Below are 18663 nucleotides of genomic sequence, written 5' to 3'. Positions count from 1 at the left end.
CCTGTTTCACGTGAAACAGGCACGCCCGCACCTCAGTCCTCGTGCTCCTTCTCCGCGAGCACGATCACGCACACCGCCACGGCGATCAGCAGCCCCGCGTCGGCGTCGTCGCGCACGATGTCGATCCCGTACGTGTCCCGCACGGTCAGCCAGCGGCGCGAGATCTGTGCCAGCAGCTCCCCGTCGTAGTCCACCGCGAACTCACGGTCCATGATCTTGCCGCTGACGTCGAGCTCGGTCCCGTCCACCAGCGTCACCCGGTAGTGGTTGCGCAGCAGCGACAGCCGCTTCCGCTTGACCTTCGCGAGCTGTTCGCCGTCACGCTCGATCAGCATGGTGTCGCGCAGGCTGAGCAGCTTCTGCTTGATCTCGATGACGATGCGGCCCTGCGCGTCCTTCAGCTCGAAGGTGTCGCGCACCCGCATGGCCTTGCCGTCGACGAGGAAGACCTTGCGGCCGTCGGTGTCCTCGATCCAGTAGTCGTCACCGATGCCGAACAGTCGCTCACGCACGAGAAGTCTCATGGCTCACAGGTTCCCCGAGCCCCTCCGCGGAATGTGTGCACGCCACGGTGATGTTGACTCTTCACATGGCAACACGTGCGCGCGTCAGGGCCCCCGAACTGATCGGCAAGGGCGGCTGGCTCAATACAGGCGACCGGCAGTACACCCTCGCTGACCTGCGAGGCCGCATTGTGATCTTGGATTTCTGGACGTTCTGCTGTGTGAACTGTCTGCATGTCCTGGACGAGCTGCGCGAGCTGGAGGAGAAGCACCGCGACACCGTGGTGATCATCGGCGTCCACTCGCCGAAGTTCGTCCACGAGGCGGAGCACCAGGCCGTCGTCGACGCCGTCGAGCGGTACGAGGTCCACCACCCGGTGCTCGACGATCCCGAGCTCGCCACCTGGAAGCAGTACGCCGTACGTGCCTGGCCGACGCTCGTCGTCGTGGATCCCGAGGGCTATGTCGTCGCCCAGCACGCCGGTGAGGGCCATGCCCACGCCATCGAGAAGCTGGTCGAGGAGCTGGAGACCGAGCACGCGGCCAAGGGCACCCTGCGCCGAGGCGACGGCCCCTATGTGGCGCCCGAGCCGGTGGCCACGCACCTGCGGTTCCCCGGCAAGGCCCTGCTGCTGCCCGACGGCGGCTTCCTGGTGTCCGACACCACCCGCCACCGTCTGGTCGAGCTGGACGCGGACGGCGAGAGCGTCCGGCGGAACTTCGGTTCGGGTGAGCGCGGACTGGTGGACGGCGGGCCCGACGACGTCAGGTTCAGCGAGCCGCAGGGGCTGGCGGTGCTGCCCGACGGACGGATCGCCGTCGCGGACACCGTCAACCACGCGATCCGGGCCCTCGACCTCACGACCGGTGCGACGACGACCCTGGCCGGCACCGGCCGCCAGTGGTGGCAGGGCGCGCCGACCAGCGGCGCGGGCCACGAGGTCGACCTGTCCTCGCCGTGGGACGTCGCCTGGTTCGACGGCCGGCTGTGGATCGCCATGGCGGGCGTGCACCAGCTGTGGATGTACGACCCCGAGAACGGCACCGTCCGGGTCGCGGCCGGCACCACGAACGAAGGGCTCGTCGACGGCCCCGGCGCGGAGGCCTGGTTCGCCCAGCCGTCCGGGCTCGCCGCGACCGAGGACCGGCTGTGGGTCGCCGACTCGGAGACGTCCGCGCTGCGCTACGTCGACCGTCAGGGAGCCGTGCACACCGCCGTCGGCACCGGCCTCTTCGACTTCGGCCACCGCGACGGGGCCGCCGCGCAGGCGCTGCTCCAGCACCCGCTGGGCGTCACCGCGCTGCCGGACGGGTCCGTCGCCGTCAGCGACACGTACAACCACGCCCTGCGCCGCTACGACCCGGTGAGCGACGAGGTCACCACGCTCGCCACGGACCTGCGCGAGCCCAGCGCCGCCGTGCTGATCGACGGCGATCTGGTGGTCGTCGAGTCGGCCCGGCACCGGCTGACCCGGCTGCGGCTGCCCGAGGAGGCGGTACGGGTCGCGGACCGGGCGCACCGGACCCAGCGCGCGGCGACCGCGGTCGCTCCCGGCACGCTCCGGCTCGACGTCGTCTTCCAGGCGCCCGCCGGTCAGAAGCTGGACACCCGCTACGGGCCCTCGACCCGGCTGCTGGTCTCCTCGACCCCGCCGGAGTTGCTGGCCGGGGGCGAAGGGGCCGGCACCGACCTCTTCCGCGAGCTGGTCCTCGCCGACGGCATCACCGAGGGCGTCCTGCACGTCTCGGCGATGGCCGCCTCCTGCGATGACGACCCGGCCAACGAGTACCCGGCCTGCCACGTCCACCAGCAGGACTGGGGTGTTCCGGTCACCGTGACCGCCGAGGGGGCCTCGCGCCTGCCGCTGGTGCTGGCCGGAATGGACGAGCAGGGCTGACAGGGCGCGCCGGCCGGGGTCGGGCGGGAGCCCTCTCGGCCGGCGTCAGCCGTCGTCGGCGAGCCGCCGGACCGCTTCCTCGTAGCGCCGCACGTACTCCGGCGCCGCGGCCACCCGCAGCAACGCCTCCAGGGCCCGCACCGCGCCCACGTCGTACCCGGCGCGTTCGGCCTCCGTGGCCGCCAGGTCCAGCAGCATGACGCCCTCGTCCTCCGCGCCGAGGGCGAGCCGCGCCTCGCCGCTGACGGTCGTCAGCAGCACCCGGCGGGCCGCCTCCTCGTGCTCGGGGCCCAGCTCGAAAGCGGCGCCCGCGGAGTCCAGGGCGTCCTGCGGGCGCCCCGCGGTGAGCTGCATGCGGGCGAGGTGCTGGAGGGCGAGCATCTCCGTGTGCGCGTCGGGTTCCTTCCGGGCCAGTTCCAGGGCCCGGCCGCAGCCCTCCATCGCCACGTCGAGGCCGCCCTGCTCGGCCTGGACGATCGCCAGGTTGATCAGCGCCGTCGCCTCGCCGAGCCGGTCCCCGGCCTGCCGGGCGAGACCGGGCGAGGGTTCGAGGAGTGCCAGGGCCCGGTCGGTCCTGCCCTCTTCCGACAGCACCCAGCCCAGCAGATTGCGGACCCGGGACTCGGCGTACGGATCGTCCTGCGCGAGCGCCGCGGCCAGGGCCAGTTCCAGCATCGGGGTCCAGCCGTCCCGGGCCCGCCACACCACGTGCGGCCACTGGAGCAGGATGATCCGCCAGGCCCGGTCATCGAGTCCGGCGGCGCGGGCGGCGGCAGCGGCCAGCGCGAGGTCCTCGCGTTCGGCGGCGAGCCAGTCCATCGCCGCGGCCCGGTCGGTGAAGTCCCGCACGGCGGCGGGCCGCCGGAAACCGTCCGGCAGCACGAAGCAGGGCTCCCCGCCGGGTTCGGCCGTGTCCGCGGCGGCCAGGGCGGTCGCGATGTAGTGGTCGAGCACACCGGTGAGCGCGCCGGCCCCGGCCTCGGGGGCGAGCCCGCGGGCGTAGAGCCGCACCAGATCGTGCAGTATCCAGCGCCCGGGCCCGGCCTCGGTGACCAGGTGGGCGGCGGCCAGCCGCTCCAGCGCGGCGGCGGCGACGATCGGGTCGGTGGAGGCGAGGGCGGCGGCCGTGTACGGGTCGAAGTGGCTGCCCGGGTGGTGGCCGAGCCGGGTGAAGTGGTGGACGGCGTCCGCCGGGAGCTGCTGCACGGTCAGCCGCAGTGAGGCGGAGACCCCCGTGTCCTCCACGGCCAGATAGGTCAGCCGGCTGCGCTCGTCGGCCAGTTCGTCGGCCATGTCGGCGAGTGTCCACTGCGGGCGGCCCGCCAGCCGGGCCGCCGTGACCCGCAGGGCGAGGGGCAGTCCGCCGCAGAGCTCGGCGAGCCGCCGGGCCGCCACCGGTTCGGCGACGACCCGCTCCTCGCCCAGCACCCCGGCCAGGAGCGCGGTGCCGTCCGGCGGCTCCAGCACGTCCAGCGGGACCGGCACGGCGGCGTCCGAGGCGATGAGCCCCTCCAGCCGGTGCCTGCTGGTGATCAGCGTGACGCAGTCCGTGCCTCCCGGCAGCAACTGCCTGACCTGGGCGGAGTCGCGGACGTTGTCGAGGACGACGAGCACGCTGAGGCGGTCGGTCAGCGAGCGGAACAGCGCCGCGGCCCCGGCGACGGACTCCGGAACCCGGCGGGGCGCGACGCCGAGCGCGAGCAGGAACTCGCGCAGCACTTCGAGGGGCGTCGGCTCACCGGTGTCGGAGAACCCGCGCAGATCGGCGAAGAGCCGCCCGTCCGGGAACGCCGCGGGGGACCGGCGCGCCCAGTGCAGGGCCAGCGCGGTCTTGCCGACCCCGGCCGGACCGGTGACCAGACAGACGGGGGCCTCGCCCGCCGCGGCCCGGGAGAGCGCGGTGAGTTCGGCGCCCCGCCCGTGGAAGCCGCGGGGAGCGCGGGGCAGCAGATCGACGGCGTGCGGCGCGGCGCCCGGGTGCGGAAGGCGCGGGGCGTCCGCCGGGGACGTCGTGGTGGCCCCTGCCCGGGGCGGCAGCGGGGCGGCGCCGGTCCCGTCGTGCGTACCGGCTTCCGGGTGGGCCACGGGCACCTGCCCGGTCTCAGGGCTCCCGCCGGCCTCCGCCGGGCCCGGATCGCCGCGCAGGATCTGCGCGTACGCGTCGGCCAGCTCGCGCCCCGGATCGATGCCCAACTCGTCGGCGAGCAGCCGGCGGGTGCGGTGGAACCAGTCCAGGGCCTCGGACTGACGCCCCGACCGGTACAGCGCCGTCATCAGGGCCGCCGCCATCGACTCCCGCATCGGATGGGCGACGGCCTCGGCCCGTAGTGCCGCCGCCGCCCGGTGGTGCTCCCCGAGCGCGGCGTAGGACCGGGCCAGTTGCTCGACCGTCGCCAGCCGGGACTCCTCCAGCGCGTGGGCGGCCGCCCGGAGCGGAGTACTGGCGTACGTACCGGTGAGCGCGGGCCCCTGCCACAGCGACAGGGCCTCCTTCAGCATGAGCACCGCGTCGGCGGGGCTGCGCTGCTCCCGGGCCAGCATCAGCAGTTCCTCGAACCGCTGGGAGTCCAGCAGGGTCTCCGGTGCCCGCAGCACGTAGGCGTCGCCGAGCGTGGCCAGCTCGACCCCGTACGCCTCCGCGTCCGCGCTCATCAGCAGGACGCGCAGCCGGGAGACATGGCCCTGGATGACCGTGCGGGCGTGCAGCGGTGGGGCCTCGTCCCACAGACAGTCGGTCAACCGGGCCATGGAGACGGGAGTGTTGGCGCTCAGCAGCAGTGCGGCGAGCAGGCTGCGGCGTTTGGCGGGGCCCAGGGGCAGCGGCCCGGTCATGGTGTCGACGCAGACCGTGCCGAGCAACCGGAACTCCACGAGCGGCTCCCCTTCCGGGTGTGACGCGCCCGGTGCCGGGTCACGGACAAGTGCCCAGAATATCGGGGATCGCGAGTCACCCGCGAAGGGGTGCGCCCGGTCGGCGGGGCGCGCCCCGTCAGCTCACAGGCGGCGTTCGTCCTCGGACACGACCGTGGTGGTGGGCGGCACGACCATGCGGCGCCGGCGCATCACGCTGGCGTAGACGAAGACACCGATGATGCCGACGATCATCATGATCCAGCCGACCATGTCGACGTTGACCGTGTCCATTTCCCAGTCGGTCGCGAAGGCGAGTATCGCCCCTGCACCGATGAGGATGATGCATCCTCCGAGTCCCATGAGTTCCGCCTCCTCGACGCCCCGGAAGATCCGGGCCGTGTACGCAGCGGGTACCCGGCCCCGGGGCGGGCATTCCCCGGAATGCCCCGCAGAAGCGCTCAGTTCAGTGAGTCCTGCGTCGCGACGACGACCCCGTATAGGTCCGCGACGGTGGCGAGGGCGCCGGCATGCACCTGGTGGGCGTCCAGTTCGGTGCCGGTGACCGGCAGGGCGCGGGTGGCGCAGGCGTCGGCGACGACGGTGGGCCGGTTGCCTCGCAGGAACGCGCCCTGAGCGGTGAACTGGACGCACATGTGGGTCATGAAGCCGGCGAGGACCAGGTCGTTCTTCCCCGCGGCCTCGACGTGCTCGCCCAGGTCGGTGCCGACGAACGAGTCCGGCACCCGCTTGACGACGACGGTCTCGCCGTCGACCGGTGCGACGCTGGGGTGGATCCGGCCGATCTCGGCCCGGATGTCGTACGGAGTGCCCTCACCCCCGTCGTTGATGACGTGGATGACCGTCGTGCCCGCCTCACGGGCTCGGGCCAGGAGCCGGGCGCCGGCGTCGAGCGCGGGCTGCCAGCCGTCCAGCTCCATCACGCCGGTCGTGTAGGTGTTCTGGTAGTCGATGAGGACGAGGGTCGAGTCGGCGAGGGTCGCGGGGGTGTCGTCGAGGCCGTTGAGCCGGCGCAGTGTGGTTCGGGGCATGGCTGTGGCACCTGTGATTTCGGTCGGGGAGGCGGACCCGCCGGTCCGGCGGCCGCACGCGTACGACGCTACGACCCACCGGTTGTGTCGGCAATGTCGTCTAACCTGCAGAAACCGACACCGCGCTGAGAACGCCGCAGCCGACCCAGGACAGGAGGCCCATGAGTACCGTCCGACGGCTGATCGTCATCGTCCTCTTCGAGGGCGTCGACCTGCTCGACGTCACCGGGCCGCCCGAGGTGTTCTCCCTTGCCCGCCGTGAGACGGAGGAGGCGGCGGGTTACGAGGTGGTGCTCGCCGCCGAGACGACGGACCCGGTCACCACCTCCGCCGGGGTCCGGCTTCTCCCCGACCTCACCTTCGACGACCTGGCGGGCAGGAGTGTCGACACCCTCCTCGTCCCCGGAGCCGTGGAGACCGACGGCCAGGGGCGCGTGCACCCGCTCACCGACCCGGCCGTCGTGCGCCGGGTGGAACAGCTCGCCGGGCGCACACGCCGGGTCACTTCCGTCTGCGTCGGCGCGCACATCCTCGCCGCCGCCGGACTCCTCGACGGCAAGCGGGCCACCACGCACTGGTCGACCGCGCAGCGCTTGGCCGCCGACCACCCGCTGGTCGAGGTCGACGCCGATCCGATCTTCATCCGCGAGGGGAACGTGTGGACCGGGGCGGGGATCAGCGCCTGCCTCGACCTGTCGCTCGCCCTCGTCGCCGACGATCTGGGCGAGGCCGTCGCGCTGCGGGTCGCCAGGCAACTCGTGATGTACCTGAAGCGGCCGAGCGGGCAGAGCCAGTTCAGCGTTCCGCTGGAACAGCTCTCCACGACCCGGCGCATCGAGGACCTGCGGCACTACGTCCTGCGCAACATCGGCGAACCGCTCACCGTCGCGGACCTCGCCGGGCACGGGCACATCGGCGAGCGACAGCTCACCCGGATCTTCAAGTCCGAACTCGGCACGACGCCCCACGCCTACATCGAGTCGGTCCGCGTCGAGCGGGCGCGCGACCAACTCGAATCCACCGACGCCACCCTCGAACGGATCGCCACCACCTGCGGGTTCGGCACCACCGACACCCTGGTCAGGGCGTTCCGCCGCCGACTCGACACGACACCGACCGAATACCGGCGCCGGTTCCGCACCCGCCCGGAGTGACAGCGGGCCCCCTGCCGTCGTCGGCAGGGGGCCCGCTGAACCGGACGTGTCGTCAGCCCTCCAGGAAGGACGCCAGGGCGTTCGCCAGGAGGAACGGGTCGTCGGCGCCGCACAGTTCACGGGCGCTGTGCATGGACAGGATGGCCACGCCGATGTCGATGGTCTGGATTCCGTGCCGGGCGGCGGTGATCGGGCCGATCGTCGTGCCGCACGGCATGGAGTTGTTGGACACGAACGTCTGCCACGGCACGCCGGCCTTCTCGCACGCGGCGGCGAACAGGGCCCGGCCGCTGCCGTCGGTCGCGTACCGCATGTTGACGTTGACCTTGAGGATCGGTCCGCCGTTGACGACCGGGTGGTGCGTCGGGTCGTGGCGCTCCGCGTAGTTGGGGTGGATCGCGTGGCCGGTGTCCGAGGACAGGCAGACGGTGCCGGCGAAGGCGCGGGCCCGGTCCTCGTACGTACCACCGCGGGCGAACACGGAGCGCTCCAGGACCGTGCCGAGCAGCGGGCCGTCCGCGCCGGTGTCGGACTGCGAGCCGTTCTCCTCGTGGTCGAAGGCGGCCAGCACCGGGATGTACGGGAGCTCGGAGTCGGGCTGCCCTGCCACGGCGGCGAGCGCCGCGGTGGCCGCGTGCACCGACAGGAGGTTGTCCATGCGCGGACCCGCCACCAGCTCGCGGTCTCGGCCCAGGTAGGACGGTGCCTCGACGGGGTGCGGCATCAGGTCCCAGCCGGTGATGTCCTCGGCGTCGACGCCCGCCTCCTCGGCGACGAAGCGGATCAGGTCGCCCTCCTCGACGTCGCCGAGCCCCCAGATGGGCTGCATGTGCTTCTGGCGGTCGAGCTTGAGCCCGTCGGGGTTGGCCGACCGGTCCAGGTGCACGGCCAGCTGCGGGACGCGCAGCAGCGGCCGGTCGATGTTTACGAGCCGGTGCGTGCCATCGCTCAGCGAGATGCGCCCGGCGAGACCGAGGTCGCGGTCCAGCCAGGTGTTGAGGAGCGTGCCGCCGTAGACCTCCACGGCGACCTGCCGCCAGCCGTACGCCCCGGTGTCGGGCAGCGGCTTCACCCGCAGGTTCGGTGAGTCGGTGTGCGCGCCCACGATCCTGAACGGGGTGTGCGCCCCGGCGCCCTCCGGCACGTACCAGGCCACGATGGCGCCGCCGCGCAGGACGTACTTCCCGCCGGTCGTCCCGTCCCAGGCCGCGGTCTCCTCGACCTGCCGGAAACCGGCCTTCTCCAGCCTCGCCGCGGAGCTCGCCACGGCGTGGTACGGGGAGGGGGCGGACATCAGGAAGGCCATCAGATCATCGGTGTGGCCGCGGTCGAACCGGAGGGAGGAACTCATGTTCTTCACTGTAACCAGACCCGGCCGGGAGATTTCACCGTCGTCCCCCGGTACCCCCGCAGCTATTGTCCGGCCAGCCCCGAGCTGGGCTTCTCGCCGTTCTGGGCCTGCTGGGCCCGCTCCGCGAACATGGCGGCGAGGGCCTTCACCTCCTGGTCGGGGACGGCCTTCCGGCCCCGGTTCCCGGTGCTGACGCCGAGCACGGTCGTGCCGACCCGGAGCTGGGTGATGGTGGCGGGTCCGCCCATCGTGCCCGTCCCGGCCCGGTTGGCCACGCGGTCGGCGCCCGGCTCGCCGATGTCGACCGGCTTCGCACCCACCCCGACCCGGTCCCCGCCGTAGTACTCGGCGAGCGCGTCATAGGCGGCCTCGGCGGACTGCTCGTCCTCGTAGGCGAGCGTCCAGAAGTCGAGCGAGGTGGCGTCGGGCTTGCGTACGTAGGCGGAGACGCCCCAGTACGTGATCCCGTCGCAGGCCGTCGCCCGCTTCTCCTTCGTGGTCGCGAGGCAGACCGTCGGCGGGTACTCCGGCACCGGTTCCTGGGCCTCCGGCGCCCTCAGGCTCCGCCAGCCCGGCACCGCCTTCGCGTCGGGCAGGACCGAGGCGACCTCCGCCTTGCCGAGCGCCTTCGCGGCTCCGCCGCCGTCTTCTCCGCGGCCGCAGCCCGCGAGCAGCAGCAGGGCCGCCCCGGCTGCCACGCCGCGTATGTACCCGCGTCCGTCCACTCGGCTCATGCTCCGGCCTCCCCCTCGTCGACGAGGTCCGATCATAGGTAAGAAGGCGCGGGCAGCGGCTGCTGCGAGTCGACCGGCCATACGACAGCACCGCCACCCGAAAGCGTGTCCGGGTGACGGTGCGTGTGGATCGTGAGGGGTGAAGCCTAGAACGCGGCCTCGTCCAGCTCCATCAGGGAGTTGTCGACGGCCTCGGCGAGCGCGCGCTCGGCGCCGACGCCCGGCAGGACGTTCGCGGCGAAGAACTTCGCGGCGGCGATCTTGCCCTGGTAGAAGGCGACGTCCTTCGGGGAGGCGGTCGGCAGCTTCTCGGCGGCCACGGCCGCGCCCCTGAGCAGCAGGTAACCGACGACGACATCGCCGGAGGCCAGCAGCAGGCGGGTCGAGTTGAGGCCGACCTTGTAGATGTTCTTGACGTCCTCGCCGGTCGCGGTGAGGTCGGTGATCATCGTGCCGACGATCGCCTCCAGGTCCACGGCCGCCTTCGCGAGGTGGTCCAGCGCGACGGACAGCTCCTCGTTGTCCTGGGCGCCCGCGAGGAACTTCTTGATCTCCTCGGAGAGCGCGTTGAGCGAGGCGCCCTGGTCACGGACGATCTTCCGGAAGAAGAAGTCCTGGCCCTGGATGGCCGTCGTGCCCTCGTACAGCGTGTCGATCTTGGCGTCACGGATGTACTGCTCGATCGGGTACTCCTGGAGGTACCCGGAGCCGCCGAACGTCTGGAGCGACTGCGCCAGCTGCTCGTACGACTTCTCGGAGCCGTAGCCCTTCACGATCGGGAGCAGCAGGTCGTTGAGGCCGTGCAGCGCCTTCGCGTCCTCGCCCGCGGCCTCCTTCTCCTGGATCGCGTCCTGGACGGAGGCGGTGTACAGCACGAGGGAGCGCATGCCCTCGGCGTACGCCTTCTGCGTCATGAGCGAGCGGCGCACGTCGGGGTGGTGCGTGATGGTGACCTTGGGGGCCGTCTTGTCCATGAACTGCGACAGGTCGGTGCCCTGGACGCGCTCCTTGGCGTACTCCAGCGCGTTGAGGTAGCCCGTGGAGAGCGCGGCGATGGCCTTCGTGCCGACCATCATGCGGGCGAACTCGATGATGCGGAACATCTGGCGGATGCCGTCGTGCTTGTCACCGATCAGCCAGCCCTTGGCGGGGTGCCGGTCGCCGAACGTCATCTCGCAGGTGTTGGACGCCTTGAGGCCCATCTTGTGCTCGACGTTGGTCGCGTACACGCCGTTGCGCTCGGCCAGTTCGCCGGTGGTCCAGTCGAAGTGGAACTTCGGGACCATGAAGAGGGAGAGGCCCTTGGTGCCGGGTCCGGCGCCCTCGGGGCGGGCCAGCACGTAATGGATGATGTTCTCGGACATGTCGTGCTCGCCCGAGGTGATGAAGCGCTTCACGCCCTCGATGTGCCAGGAGCCGTCCTCCTGCTCGACGGCCTTCGTGCGGCCCGCGCCGACGTCGGAGCCGGCGTCCGGCTCGGTCAGCACCATCGTCGAGCCCCACTGCTTCTCGACGGCGATCTCGGCGATCTTCTTCTGCGCCTCGTTGCCCTCGTCGAAGAGGATGCCGGCGAACGCCGGGCCGGAGGAGTACATCCACACGGCCGGGTTGGCACCGAGCAGCAGCTCCGCGTAACCCCAGATCAGGGAGCGCGGCGAGGTCGTGCCGCCGATCTCCTCGGGCAGGCCCAGGCGCCAGTACTCGGAGTCCATGAAGGCCTGGTACGACTTCTTGAAGGAGGCCGGTACCGGTGCGGTGCTGGTCTCCGGGTCGAAGACCGGCGGGTTGCGGTCGGCGTCGGCGTAGGAGTCGGCGAGCTCGTTCTCCGCGAGGCGGGTGACCTCGTCGAGGATGCTCTTCGCGGTCTCGACGTCCATCTCCGCGAACGGTCCGGTGCCGTACAGCTTGTCGCGCCCGAGCACCTCGAAGAGGTTGAACTCGATGTCGCGGAGATTCGACTTGTAGTGCCCCATGGGAAGGCTCCGTAATCAATAGCAGTGGCGCACAGCGCCCCGTGTGCAGGGGTGGCCCGGACGTATCAGCTGACGTCTACGATGATGCTACCCGTCAGTAATAAGACGCAACCCCTCAAGGGTCGGATGTGTCCGATTACTCTTTGCCTCATGTACGGCTACGACCAGAACCAGGGCGCACAGCAGCCGATGGGTGGCGGCTACGGCGAGCAGCCGCTGTATCCCGAACCCTCGCCGCCCTCGCTGGGCGACGCGGTACGGGCCTTCACGACCGGCTCGCTGTCCGCCGAGGACTTCCAGCAGATCTTCGCGACGTCGAAGGTCTACTGCCCGCGCGGCGACAACCCGGGATTCCTCGCGCTGCACAACACCCAGCAGCCCGTGATCCCGATGTTCACCACGCTCAAGGAGCTGAGGCTGTACGCGGGCAAGGAGTCCAAGTACTTCGTGATCACCGGGGCCGAGGTGATCGACCTGCTGCCGACGGGCTACGGCTTCGTCCTGGACATGGAGGGCGAGCACCGCATGGTCTTCGACGCCAAGGCCGTGGAGCAGATGGTCGACTTCGCGATGCGCCGCATGTACGGCTGATCGCAGAGGCTCGCGAAGGGGTCCGTACCGCACGGCGGTACGGACCCCTTTCTGCTGCCCCGGCGGGCGTGGGAATGGATGACGCCTTGCAGGATGTTCACCATTCAACTAAATTGATTCCAGAACAGTCCCCCGGAGGTGGCTCGAATGCCCGCAGTGACCGTCGAAAACCCGCTGACCCTGCCCAAGGTCGCCGCCGCCGGCGACGCCACGGCCCGTCCCGTACTCACCGTGACCACGGCGCCGACGGGATTCGAGGGCGAGGGCTTCCCGGTCCGCCGCGCCTTCGCGGGGATCAACTACAAGCACCTCGACCCGTTCATCATGATGGACCAGATGGGTGAGGTGGAGTACGCCGCCGGAGAGCCGAAGGGCACTCCGTGGCACCCCCACCGCGGCTTCGAGACCGTGACCTACCTGATCGACGGCACCTTCGTCCACCAGGACTCCAACGGGGGCGGCGGCACCATCCAGAACGGCGACACCCAGTGGATGACCGCCGGCAGCGGGCTCCTGCACATCGAGGCGCCGCCGGAGTCGCTCGTCATGTCGGGCGGCCTCTTCCACGGTCTCCAGCTCTGGGTGAACCTGCCCAAGGCCGACAAGATGATGGCCCCGCGCTACCAGGACATCCGCGGCGGCCAGGTCCAGCTGCTCGCCTCCCCCGACGGCGGCGCGCTGCTGCGGGTGATCGCGGGCGAGCTCGACGGTCACGAGGGCCCGGGCGTCACCCACACCCCCATCACCATGATCCACGCCACCGTGCGCCCCGGCGCCGAGGTGACGCTGCCGTGGCGCGAGGACTTCAACGGCCTCGCGTACGTGCTCGCCGGCCGCGGCACCGTGGGTGAGGAGCGCCGCCCGGTCCACAAGGGCCAGACCGCGGTCTTCGGTGCCGGTTCCTCGCTGACCGTCCGTGCGGACGAGCAGCAGGACGGGAACACCCCGGACCTGGAGGTCGTGCTGCTCGGCGGCCGTCCCATCCGGGAGCCGATGGCGCACTACGGGCCGTTCGTGATGAACAGCCAGGCCGAACTCAAGCAGGCCTTCGAGGACTTCCAGGCCGGTCGCCTCGGCACCGTGCCCGCCGTCCACGGGATGTGAGGCCCGCAGTCGCCGTATGACGGGGCGACACTCGTACGGCGGCACGGGCGGGGACACCGCTGCCGCGGCGTGATCGGGTGGGAGGGTGCAGACGCCGAAGCCCCTCCTGCCCGTCGCCGCCCGGCGGACCGCCGCCTGGTGCGGGGTGATCCTGCTCGTCGCCGCCGTCGCCGGCGTCGCCATCTACGTGTGCGTCGCCCTCAAGACCGCCGTCACCCCGGTTCTCCTGGCCCTGCTCGGGACGGCGCTGCTCGGGCCGGTCCACCGCCGGATGACCGCCCACGGGGTGAACCGTTCGGTGGCCGCCGGGTCCACCTGCGCCCTGCTCGTGGCCGTGGTCGGCGGAGCCGGCTACATCGTCGTCACCGCGCTCGTCGACACGGGCTCGCAGATCGTCCAGTCGCTGAAGGACGCCGGTCAGTGGGTCATCGACCACTTCGGGATCGATGACGGCGCGAACGTGGACGACCTCGCGGCCAACGCCAAGACCCTGGTGGAGAAGTTCGGCGCGAGCGCCGCGGGCGGGCTCCTCTCCGGAATCAGCCTCATCGGCTCCCTCGTCGCCACCGCCGTCCTCGCCCTGCTGCTGACCTTCTTCTTCCTGCGCGACTCCGACCGGGCCGTGCGACTCGCGCACTCCGTCGCCCCGCGCGGCACCGGGGACCTCGTCGAGGCGATGGGGCGGCGGGCCTTCGAGGCCGTCGAGGGCTTCATGCGCGGGACGACGCTCATCGCCCTGATCGACGCGGTCTGCATCACGATCGGTCTGCTCATCCTGGGCGTGCCCGGCGCGGTGGGGCTCGGTGCGCTCGTCCTGGTCGGCGCCTACATCCCGTACCTCGGCGCCTTCATCTCCGGCGCCGTCGCGGTGCTCGTGGCACTGGCGGACCGGGGGCTGGTGATCGCGCTCTGGGCGCTCGGGATCGTCCTCGCGGTCCAGGTGCTGGAGGGGCACATCCTCCAGCCGATGATCCAGAGCCGTACGGTCCAGATGCACCCCGCCATGATCCTGATCGCGCTGACGGCGGGCGCGAGCGTGGCGGGGATCCTCGGGATGCTGCTCGCCGTCCCGCTGTGTGCGGCCGCCTTCGGCATCCTGGGCGAGCTGCGCAAGGGCGGCCCGCAGACCCCGGAGGAGCCGGCGACACCGGAGGCACCGGACGGATCGCCCGGGGGGCCGAAGGGGCCGGAGGGGGCGCCCGGGGAGCCGTCCCCGTAACGCTCTCGCGGGGCGGCCCTACGGCCCCGCCGGCTCCGTCGGGTCCGCCGACTCGTACAGCTCGAACCAGATGGACTTCCCCGAGCCCCGCGGGTCCACCCCCCACACGTCGGCGAGCACCTCCATCAGCACCAGCCCCCGCCCGCTGGACGCCATCTCGCCGGGCCGCCGCTTGTGCGGCAGCTCATCGCTGCCGTCCGACACCTCGACCCGCAGCCGCCGCTCCCCGTGCTCGCCGGTCGCCTGCGCGACCATCAGCGCGTCGCCGTCCGTGTGCACCAGCACGTTCGTGGCCATCTCGGACACCATCAGCACGGCCGCGTCGACCTGCTCCGGGTCCGCCCAGTCGTGCAGCATCTCGCGCAGCAGCGTCCGGGCCGCGGAGATCCGCTCCGGTTCGGCCTGGGCGATCGTCAGCGCGGTCCGCCGGGGCGCGGTCGGCTGCGCCGCGGACGCCTCGCGCCGCAGCAGCAGGACCGCGATGTCGTCCTCGCGCCGGTCGGCGAGCGGCCCCGTCGTGTAGTGCGAGGCCGGGCCGTGAACGGCCTGCACCAGCTCGTCCGCGAGCTTCTCCAGATCGCCGGTGTGCCCCTCCAGGATCGGCCGGAGCCGGACCCAGCCGGTGGCCAGGTCGTGCCCGCCGGTCTCGATCAGCCCGTCCGTGCACAGCATGATCGTTTCTCCGGCCTCCAGCGTGATCCGGGTCGCCGGGTAGTCGGCGTCGGCCTCGACCCCGAGCGGCAGCCCGCCCTCGGTCCGGCGGATGACGGCGGTCCCGTCGCCGGTCATGACCACGGGGTCGGGGTGGCCGGCCCGCGCGATGTCGAGGGTGCCGGTCTCCGGGTCCGCCTCCGCGTACAGACAGGTGGCGAAGCGCGCGTCCGGCCGGTCGCCGTCCTCGTACGCGTCGGTGAGCCCGGACAGGAAGCGCGAGGCGCGCGAGAGCACCGCGTCCGGGGGATGCCCCTCGGAGGCGTACGCGCGCAGGGCGATCCGCAACTGGCCCATCAGCCCGGCGGCCCGCACGTCGTGCCCCTGGACGTCGCCGATGACGAGGGCGATACGGCCGCTGGGGAGCGGGATCATGTCGTACCAGTCGCCGCCGACCTGGAGGCCGCCCCCGGTCGGGACATAGCGGGCGGCCACCGTCATGCCCGGGATGTCGGGGCCCAGGGACGGCATCATCGAGCGCTGGAGACCCAGCGACAGCTCCCGCTCCGTCTCGGCGACCCCGGCCCGGGCGAGCGCCTGGGCGAGCATCCGGGCCACGGTCGTCAGCACCGACCGCTCGTCCGGCGAGAACGACACCGGGTGCCGGAACCCGGCCATCCAGGTGCCCATCGTGTGCCCCGCCACGATCAGCGGCAGGAAGGCCCAGGAACGACGGCCGAAGCGCCGGGCCAGCGGCCACGTGGCCGGGTAGCGGTCGCGGTAGTCGTCGGCGGTCGGCAGATAGACGGCCCGCCCGGTCCGTACGACCTCGGCGGCCGGGTAGTCGGTCTCCAGCGGCATGTCGCTGAACGGGCCCTCGTCGCCCATGTTGTGCCCGTGGTGCCCGATGATCGTCAGCCGTTCGCCCTCGACGCCGAAGACCGCGAGCCCGTCCGGTGAGAAGCCGGGCATGGAGAGCGAGTAGGCCACCCGCAGGACCTCCGCCGTCGACCGGGCCTCGGCCAGCGCCCGCCCCGCGTCCAGCAGGAACGCCTCGCGGGAGCGCCGCCAGTCGCCGGTGATCGGGGTGTGCGCCCCGGTGGTGCCGGGCTGCGGTTCGGCGACCTCCTGCAACGTGCCGACCAGTACGTAGTCCGCCTCGGAGCCCTCCTCGCGCCGCAACGGCTTGGAGCGGCTCCGCACGGTCCGCAGCACCCGGCCGTGCTCGTCCACGATCCGCAGCCGGGCCTCGGCGAGCGTGTCCTCGGCGACGGCGAGGTTCACCACCCCGTAGATCTCGTTCCAGTCGACCGGATGGAAGCGGGAGCGCACCTGCGACTCCCGGAAGACGCCGTGCTCGGCGGGCAGCTCCAGCAGCCGGGCCGCCTCCGCGTCGAGCGTGACGGTCCCGGCCCGGTTGTCCCAGCGCCACAGACCGGTCGCGGTCGCGGCCAGGACATCCTCGGTGCGCATTGCCCCACTTTAGACCGGCCTGTGCGCAGGAGGCAGTGCCAAGCACCCACCGACGATCTTGATACGGACAATGACAATGAAACGGTCCGGTCGCGGGCGGTAGCCTGGGGTGGCTGAATCATCCCCCAACCGCGAAGACTGGATGAACGACGATGCATCGGTACAGGTCCCACACCTGCGGCGAGCTCCGCGCCTCTGACGTCGGCACCGACGTCCGGCTGAGCGGCTGGCTGCACAATCGCCGAGACCTGGGTGGCATCCTCTTCATCGATCTGCGTGACCACTACGGTCTGGTGCAGCTCGTCGCCCGTCCCGGCACTCCCGGCAACGACGCCCTGGCGAAGCTGACCAAGGAGACCGTCGTACGGATCGACGGCAAGGTCTCCGCCCGCGGCGCCGACAACGTCAACCCGGAGCTGCCGACCGGCGAGATCGAGATCGAGGTCACCGAGGTCGAGGTGCTCGGTCAGGCGGCCCCGCTGCCCTTCACCATCAACGCCGAGGACGGGGTCAACGAGGAGCGGCGCCTGGAGTACCGCTTCCTCGACCTGCGCCGCGAGCGCATGCACCGCAACATCATGCTGCGCTCGTCCGTCATCGCCTCCATCCGCTCCAAGATGGTGGCCCTCGGCTTCAACGAGATGGCGACCCCGATCCTCGCCGCGACCTCTCCCGAGGGCGCCCGTGACTTCGTGGTGCCGTCCCGCCTGAACCCGGGCAAGTTCTACGCCCTTCCGCAGGCGCCGCAGCAGTTCAAGCAGCTGCTGATGATCTCCGGCTTCGACCGCTACTTCCAGATCGCGCCGTGCTTCCGCGACGAGGACGCCCGTGCCGACCGTTCGCCCGGCGAGTTCTACCAGCTCGACGTCGAGATGTCGTTCGTCGAGCAGGAGGACGTCTTCCAGCCGATCGAGAAGCTCATGACCGAGCTCTTCGAGGAGTTCGGCAACGGCCGTCACGTGACCTCGCCGTTCCCGCGCATCCCGTTCCGCGAGTCGATGCTGAAGTACGGCAACGACAAGCCGGACCTGCGGGCCCAGCTGGAGCTCGTCGACATCTCCGACATCTTCGCGGACTCGGAGTTCAAGGCCTTCGCCGGCAAGCACGTCCGCGCCCTCCCGGTGCCGGACACCGCGGGCCAGTCGCGGAAGTTCTTCGACGGCCTCGGTGCCTACGCGGTCGAGCACGGTGCCAAGGGCCTCGCCTGGGTCCGCGTCGGCGAGGACGGCACCCTGGCGGGTCCGATCGCCAAGTTCCTCACCGAGACGGACATCAAGACCCTCACCGAGCGTCTGTCGCTGGTCCCCGGCCACGCCGTCTTCTTCGGCGCGGGCGAGTTCGACGAGGTCTCCAAGATCATGTCCGTCGTCCGCGTCGAGGCCGCCAAGCGCGCCGGCCACTTCGAGGAGGGCGTGTTCCGCTTCTGCTGGATCGTCGATTTCCCGATGTACGAGAAGGACGAGGAAACCGGCAAGATCGACTTCTCGCACAACCCGTTCTCCATGCCCCAGGGCGGCATGAAGGACCTGGAGGAGAAGGACCCGCTCGACATCCTGGCCTGGCAGTACGACATCGTCTGCAACGGCATCGAGCTGTCCTCCGGCGCCATCCGTAACCACGAGCCCGAGGTCATGCTGAAGGCCTTCGAGATCGCCGGCTACGAGGCCGAGACCGTCGAGCGGGAGTTCGCGGGCATGCTCCGCGCGTTCCGCCTCGGCGCCCCGCCGCACGGCGGCATCGCCCCGGGCGTCGACCGCATCGTGATGCTGCTGGCCGACGAGCCCAACATCCGGGAGACGATCGCCTTCCCGCTCAACGGAAACGCCCAGGACCTGATGATGGGCGCCCCGAGCGAGCTGGACGAGACCCGGCTGCGTGAGCTGAACATCCAGCTCCGCAAGCCGGTCGCACCGGCCAAGGAGAAGGCGGAGGCCAAGGACTCCGTGGCGAGGGACACCGGCGCCAAGTAGCGTCAGCGGTTCTTCTCCGGTTTCACGTGAAACAGCCCCCGGCCGACCCGCCGGGGGCTGTTTCACGTCCGCCGCCCGGCCCCTCGCACGGCAGGAGCTCGAGAACCGGCGGTCACCCCGGGTTCCGGGCCCTTCGTGCT

Annotated in this window: 14 protein-coding genes; 6 read left to right on the top strand and 8 right to left on the bottom strand. The window is 71.4% G+C overall.

Annotated elements, in window-relative coordinates:
* Nucleotides 1-32: 32 nt before the first annotated feature.
* Nucleotides 33-524 carry an LURP-one-related family protein gene (locus tag ACFYPA_RS15110; protein WP_359081050.1) on the bottom strand — a complete coding sequence of 164 codons (492 nt, stop codon included), beginning with the start codon at nucleotides 522-524 and terminating at the stop codon, nucleotides 33-35.
* Between the two features lie 65 nt (nucleotides 525-589).
* On the opposite strand from ACFYPA_RS15110, the gene ACFYPA_RS15105 reads away from it, so the two are divergent.
* Nucleotides 590-2401: an NHL domain-containing thioredoxin family protein gene (locus ACFYPA_RS15105; protein ID WP_389132057.1), complete on the top strand. Its 1812-nt coding sequence runs from the start codon at nucleotides 590-592 to the stop codon at nucleotides 2399-2401.
* A 45-nt stretch (nucleotides 2402-2446) separates the two neighbouring features.
* On the opposite strand, the gene ACFYPA_RS15100 is transcribed toward ACFYPA_RS15105, so the two are convergent.
* The 3 genes from ACFYPA_RS15100 to ACFYPA_RS15090 all read right to left on the bottom strand — a co-directional run bounded on the left by ACFYPA_RS15100 (nucleotide 2447) and on the right by ACFYPA_RS15090 (nucleotide 6303).
* Nucleotides 2447-5272: a BTAD domain-containing putative transcriptional regulator gene (locus ACFYPA_RS15100; protein WP_359081047.1), complete on the bottom strand. Its 2826-nt coding sequence runs from the start codon at nucleotides 5270-5272 to the stop codon at nucleotides 2447-2449.
* A gap of 123 nt (nucleotides 5273-5395) precedes the next feature.
* Complete coding sequence (locus ACFYPA_RS15095; protein ID WP_359081045.1) at nucleotides 5396-5614, bottom strand: DUF6458 family protein; 219 nt, start codon at nucleotides 5612-5614, stop codon at nucleotides 5396-5398.
* Between the two features lie 98 nt (nucleotides 5615-5712).
* A complete protein-coding gene (locus ACFYPA_RS15090) occupies nucleotides 5713-6303 on the bottom strand; it encodes a cysteine hydrolase family protein (protein WP_359081043.1) in 591 nt (196 codons plus the stop codon).
* A gap of 161 nt (nucleotides 6304-6464) precedes the next feature.
* On the opposite strand from ACFYPA_RS15090, the gene ACFYPA_RS15085 reads away from it, so the two are divergent.
* On the top strand, nucleotides 6465-7457 hold the full coding sequence (locus ACFYPA_RS15085; RefSeq protein ID WP_359081041.1) for a DJ-1/PfpI family protein: 993 nt from the start codon (nucleotides 6465-6467) through the stop codon (nucleotides 7455-7457).
* A gap of 52 nt (nucleotides 7458-7509) precedes the next feature.
* Here the strand turns inward: ACFYPA_RS15085 and ACFYPA_RS15080 are convergent, their stop codons facing one another.
* The 3 genes from ACFYPA_RS15080 to ACFYPA_RS15070 form a co-directional block, all read right to left on the bottom strand.
* Nucleotides 7510-8808 carry a M18 family aminopeptidase gene (locus ACFYPA_RS15080; protein WP_359081039.1) on the bottom strand — a complete coding sequence of 433 codons (1299 nt, stop codon included), beginning with the start codon at nucleotides 8806-8808 and terminating at the stop codon, nucleotides 7510-7512.
* A gap of 62 nt (nucleotides 8809-8870) precedes the next feature.
* A complete protein-coding gene (locus ACFYPA_RS15075) occupies nucleotides 8871-9542 on the bottom strand; it encodes a hypothetical protein (protein ID WP_359081037.1) in 672 nt (223 codons plus the stop codon).
* A gap of 146 nt (nucleotides 9543-9688) precedes the next feature.
* Nucleotides 9689-11515 (bottom strand): acyl-CoA dehydrogenase, encoded by a 1827-nt coding sequence (locus tag ACFYPA_RS15070; protein WP_359081035.1) that lies wholly within the window; start codon nucleotides 11513-11515, stop codon nucleotides 9689-9691.
* Between the two features lie 150 nt (nucleotides 11516-11665).
* On the opposite strand from ACFYPA_RS15070, the gene ACFYPA_RS15065 reads away from it, so the two are divergent.
* The 3 genes from ACFYPA_RS15065 (at nucleotide 11666) to ACFYPA_RS15055 (ending at nucleotide 14429) form a co-directional block, all read left to right on the top strand.
* A complete protein-coding gene (locus ACFYPA_RS15065; RefSeq protein ID WP_136207169.1) occupies nucleotides 11666-12106 on the top strand; it encodes an SseB family protein in 441 nt (146 codons plus the stop codon).
* A gap of 147 nt (nucleotides 12107-12253) precedes the next feature.
* On the top strand, nucleotides 12254-13210 hold the full coding sequence (locus tag ACFYPA_RS15060) for a pirin family protein (protein WP_359081033.1): 957 nt from the start codon (nucleotides 12254-12256) through the stop codon (nucleotides 13208-13210).
* An 85-nt stretch (nucleotides 13211-13295) separates the two neighbouring features.
* Nucleotides 13296-14429: an AI-2E family transporter gene (locus tag ACFYPA_RS15055; RefSeq protein ID WP_389132051.1), complete on the top strand. Its 1134-nt coding sequence runs from the start codon at nucleotides 13296-13298 to the stop codon at nucleotides 14427-14429.
* Nucleotides 14430-14447: 18 nt separating this feature from the next.
* Here ACFYPA_RS15055 and ACFYPA_RS15050 read toward each other — a convergent pair whose 3' ends face one another.
* Nucleotides 14448-16553 (bottom strand): SpoIIE family protein phosphatase, encoded by a 2106-nt coding sequence (locus tag ACFYPA_RS15050; RefSeq protein WP_359081029.1) that lies wholly within the window; start codon nucleotides 16551-16553, stop codon nucleotides 14448-14450.
* Nucleotides 16554-16705: 152 nt separating this feature from the next.
* On the opposite strand from ACFYPA_RS15050, the gene aspS reads away from it, so the two are divergent.
* Complete coding sequence (gene aspS / locus ACFYPA_RS15045; protein ID WP_359081027.1) at nucleotides 16706-18523, top strand: aspartate--tRNA ligase; 1818 nt, start codon at nucleotides 16706-16708, stop codon at nucleotides 18521-18523.
* Nucleotides 18524-18663: the final 140 nt, after the last annotated feature.

This window comes from Streptomyces sp. NPDC005775, from assembly GCF_042871565.1.
Taxonomy (GTDB): domain Bacteria; phylum Actinomycetota; class Actinomycetes; order Streptomycetales; family Streptomycetaceae; genus Streptomyces.
Note: the sequence above shows the minus strand (reverse complement) of the source record. Positions and strands in the feature narration are given on the sequence as shown.

What these genes read in the sequence shown, in the direction of transcription:
- ACFYPA_RS15110 (WP_359081050.1), bottom strand. Translation starts at nt 524, where the DNA reads ATGAGACTTCTCGTGCGTGAGCGACTGTTCGGCATCGGTGACGACTAC.
- ACFYPA_RS15105 (WP_389132057.1), top strand. Translation starts at nt 590, where the DNA reads ATGGCAACACGTGCGCGCGTCAGGGCCCCCGAACTGATCGGCAAGGGC.
- ACFYPA_RS15095 (WP_359081045.1), bottom strand. Translation starts at nt 5,614, where the DNA reads ATGGGACTCGGAGGATGCATCATCCTCATCGGTGCAGGGGCGATACTC.
- ACFYPA_RS15090 (WP_359081043.1), bottom strand. Translation starts at nt 6,303, where the DNA reads ATGCCCCGAACCACACTGCGCCGGCTCAACGGCCTCGACGACACCCCC.
- ACFYPA_RS15085 (WP_359081041.1), top strand. Translation starts at nt 6,465, where the DNA reads ATGAGTACCGTCCGACGGCTGATCGTCATCGTCCTCTTCGAGGGCGTC.
- ACFYPA_RS15080 (WP_359081039.1), bottom strand. Translation starts at nt 8,808, where the DNA reads ATGAGTTCCTCCCTCCGGTTCGACCGCGGCCACACCGATGATCTGATG.
- ACFYPA_RS15075 (WP_359081037.1), bottom strand. Translation starts at nt 9,542, where the DNA reads ATGAGCCGAGTGGACGGACGCGGGTACATACGCGGCGTGGCAGCCGGG.
- ACFYPA_RS15070 (WP_359081035.1), bottom strand. Translation starts at nt 11,515, where the DNA reads ATGGGGCACTACAAGTCGAATCTCCGCGACATCGAGTTCAACCTCTTC.
- ACFYPA_RS15065 (WP_136207169.1), top strand. Translation starts at nt 11,666, where the DNA reads ATGTACGGCTACGACCAGAACCAGGGCGCACAGCAGCCGATGGGTGGC.
- ACFYPA_RS15060 (WP_359081033.1), top strand. Translation starts at nt 12,254, where the DNA reads ATGCCCGCAGTGACCGTCGAAAACCCGCTGACCCTGCCCAAGGTCGCC.
- ACFYPA_RS15050 (WP_359081029.1), bottom strand. Translation starts at nt 16,553, where the DNA reads ATGCGCACCGAGGATGTCCTGGCCGCGACCGCGACCGGTCTGTGGCGC.
- aspS (WP_359081027.1), top strand. Translation starts at nt 16,706, where the DNA reads ATGCATCGGTACAGGTCCCACACCTGCGGCGAGCTCCGCGCCTCTGAC.